The 2,795-nt window shown below is 73.8% G+C and carries 3 protein-coding genes and 1 pseudogene; 2 read left to right on the top strand and 2 right to left on the bottom strand.

Annotated features, from left to right (window positions below; genetic code table 11):
* Both AB0O00_RS34515 and AB0O00_RS34510 read right to left on the bottom strand, forming a co-directional pair.
* Positions 1–181, bottom strand: a pseudogene (locus AB0O00_RS34515) (hypothetical protein); the annotation flags it as partial.
* A 10-nt stretch (positions 182–191) separates the two neighbouring features.
* Positions 192–584 carry a BlaI/MecI/CopY family transcriptional regulator gene (locus AB0O00_RS34510; protein ID WP_363658588.1) on the bottom strand — a complete coding sequence of 131 codons (393 nt, stop codon included), beginning with the start codon at positions 582–584 and terminating at the stop codon, positions 192–194.
* Positions 585–710: 126 nt separating this feature from the next.
* Between AB0O00_RS34510 and AB0O00_RS34505 the strand changes: the two genes are divergently transcribed.
* Complete coding sequence (locus AB0O00_RS34505) at positions 711–1,484, top strand: ABC transporter ATP-binding protein (RefSeq protein ID WP_363658586.1); 774 nt, start codon at positions 711–713, stop codon at positions 1,482–1,484.
* Between the two features lie 2 nt (positions 1,485–1,486).
* On the top strand, positions 1,487–2,795 hold a 1,309-nt coding region (locus AB0O00_RS34500), incomplete at its 3' end, for an FtsX-like permease family protein (protein WP_363658584.1).

The raw sequence follows: 2,795 nt of genomic DNA, 5'->3' as shown, positions 1-2,795 counted from the left end.
GGCCACCGCCCTGCTGGTGGTGGGTCTGACCCTGCTGGTCGGCGCGAAGTTCGGCCGGCACCAGCGAACCGACCGTCAGCAGCCACGTGGCCAGGCGGGGCGGCAGCCGTTCGCCGACCGGCCGGGCGATCAGCGCGGCCAGGAGGGGGAAGAGCAGCGGGAGGTAGACGGCGATGCGCATCCGGCGGCGCCTACGAGCCGGAGTCCAGCAGTCGGCGCAGGAAGTCCTCGTCGTCGTCGGAGAGTTCGTCGACGAAGTGGGTCAGGACGGCCTCGCGGTCGCTGCGCCCGTCCAGGACGCGGCGCATCGTGCGGGCGGCGAGTTCGGACTCGTCGGCGCCGGCGGTGTAGGCGAAGGCCCGGCCGCGCTTCTCGCGGGTCAGCAGGCCCTTGGCGTGCAGGCGGCTGAGGGCGGTGACGACGGTCGTGTACGCGAGCCGGTCGTCGACCCGTTCGAGCACCTCGCCCGGGGTCAGCGCCGCGGGTGCGGCCGTGCGCAGGGCCGCGAGGACCTCGGCCTCCAGCTCGCCCTTGCCCCGTCCGGTGGCCGGGGTGGGTTCGTGCACGCCCACGGACTTGGTCACCTCCCGCATCATCTTCTACATTCCACGTAGAACTTCTACGTCTTCGTAGAAGATCCTGCCCTGCCCAGAGTCTGCCATGCCCGCCGCGACCCGCGAGCGGCGGCCGGCGTACCCAGGAGACGAGTCGTGACGACCGAAACGGCGACCGACGCCCCACCCCGCACCACCGCGGCCCGCGCCGAGGGACTGACCAAGGCGTACGGCTCCGGCGAGACCCGCGTCGTCGCGCTGGACGCGGTCGACGTGTCCGTCCGGCGCGGCGAGTTCGTGGCGATCATGGGCCCGTCCGGCTCCGGCAAGTCGACCCTGATGCACTGCCTGGCCGGGCTCGACACGGCGAGCGGCGGGCAGATCTGGATCGGCGAGGACGAGATCACCCGGCTCAAGGACCGCAAGCTCACCCGGATCCGGCGTGACCGGATCGGGTTCGTCTTCCAGGCCTTCAACCTGCTCCCGACGCTGACGGCCCTGGAGAACATCACCCTCCCCATGGACATCGCCGGCCGCAAGCCCGACCAGGCGTGGCTGGACCGGGTCATCGACACCGTCGGCCTGGCCGGGCGCCTCCGGCACCGGCCGTCCGAGCTGTCCGGCGGCCAGCAGCAGCGCGTCGCCTGCGCCCGCGCGCTGGCCGGCCGCCCGGAGATCGTCTTCGCCGACGAGCCCACCGGCAACCTCGACTCCCGGGCCGGCGCCGAGGTGCTCGGCTTCCTCCGCTCCTCCGTGGACGACCTCGGCCAGACGATCGTCATGGTCACCCACGACCCGGTCGCCGCCTCCTTCGCCGACCGCGTGCTCTTCCTCGCGGACGGCCGGATCGTGGACGAGCTGACCGGCCCCACCGCCGACTCGGTGCTCGACCGGATGCGCGGCTTCGACGGCGCCGGACGGACCAGCTGACGATGATCAAGGCAAGCATCCGCGGCTTCCTCGCCCACAAGGGCCGGATGGCGCTGTCCACCCTGGCCGTCCTGCTCGGCGTGGCCTTCGTCTCGGGCACCCTGGTGTTCTCCGACACCATCGACGTCGCGTTCACGGGCATCGCCGGCTCGACCGCCGCCGACGTCACGGTCAAGCCCAAGCAGGCCTTCACCCCCGAGGTCGAGGACCGCGGCCTGTCCGGCGAGACCCCGACGCTGCCCGCGAGCGCCGTGGCCGAGGTCGCCGCCGTCCCCGGGGTCAGGGCCGCGCACGGCCAGGTGAGCCTGCAGAGCCTGACCGTCGTCGACAAGGACAACAAGCCCGTCGGCCCCACCACGGGCGCGCCCACGCTCGGCCAGAACTGGTACGACGACCCGCAGGTGCACCTCGCCCAGGGCCACGCGCCCACGAAGGCCGGCGAGATCGTCGTCGACCAGGCCAGCGCCCGGCACAAGGGCCTGCGCCTCGGCGACCCGCTGCACGTCCTCACGCCCGCCGGCTCCACCCCGGGCACGCTGGTCGGCATCGTCACCTACGCCAATGGCAACCCGGGCGTGACCATGGCCTACCTCGACACCGCCACCGCGCAGGCCCAACTCCTGGGCAAGCCCGGCCGGTTCACCGGAATCACGGTCGACACCGCCCCCGGCACCAGCCACACCGCCGCCCAGGCGGCGATCAAGGCCGCGCTCGGCGACGGCTACTCGGTGGCCACCAAGGAACAGCAGGCCGCCACCGCCGCCCAGCAGATCAGCTCCTTCCTCGGCGTCGTGACCATCGCCCTGCTCGGCTTCGCCGCACTGGCGGTGCTGGTCGGCGTCTTCCTGATCCTCAACACCTTCTCCATGCTCGTCGCCCAGCGCACCCGCGAACTCGGCCTGCTGCGCGCCCTGGGCGCCGGCCGCGGCCAGGTGCTGCGCTCGGTGCTCACCGAGGCGCTGCTGCTCGGCGTCACCGGCTCGACGCTGGGCCTCGGCGCGGGCATCGGCCTGGCCGCCGGCCTGAAGTCGCTGATCTCCGGCTTCGGCGTCGACCTCTCCGGCACCGCGCTGGTCATCGGCCCGCTCACGCCGGTCGCGGCGTACGCGGTCGGCGTCCTCGTCACGCTGGTCGCCGCCTACCTGCCCGCCCGCCGGGCCGCCGGGACCTCCCCGATGGCCGCGCTGCGCGAGGCCGCGACCCCGCCCGCCCCGCGCCTCGCCCGCCGCACCGCGTCCGGCGCCGTCCTGCTCGCGGCCGGCGGCGGCCTCCTGTACGGCGCCGCGACCCACCACGCGACGATCGTGACGG

Source organism: Kitasatospora sp. NPDC093558 (assembly GCF_040683475.1).
Taxonomy (GTDB): Bacteria; Actinomycetota; Actinomycetes; order Streptomycetales; family Streptomycetaceae; genus Kitasatospora.
This window is presented reverse-complemented; position numbering and strand designations above follow the sequence as displayed.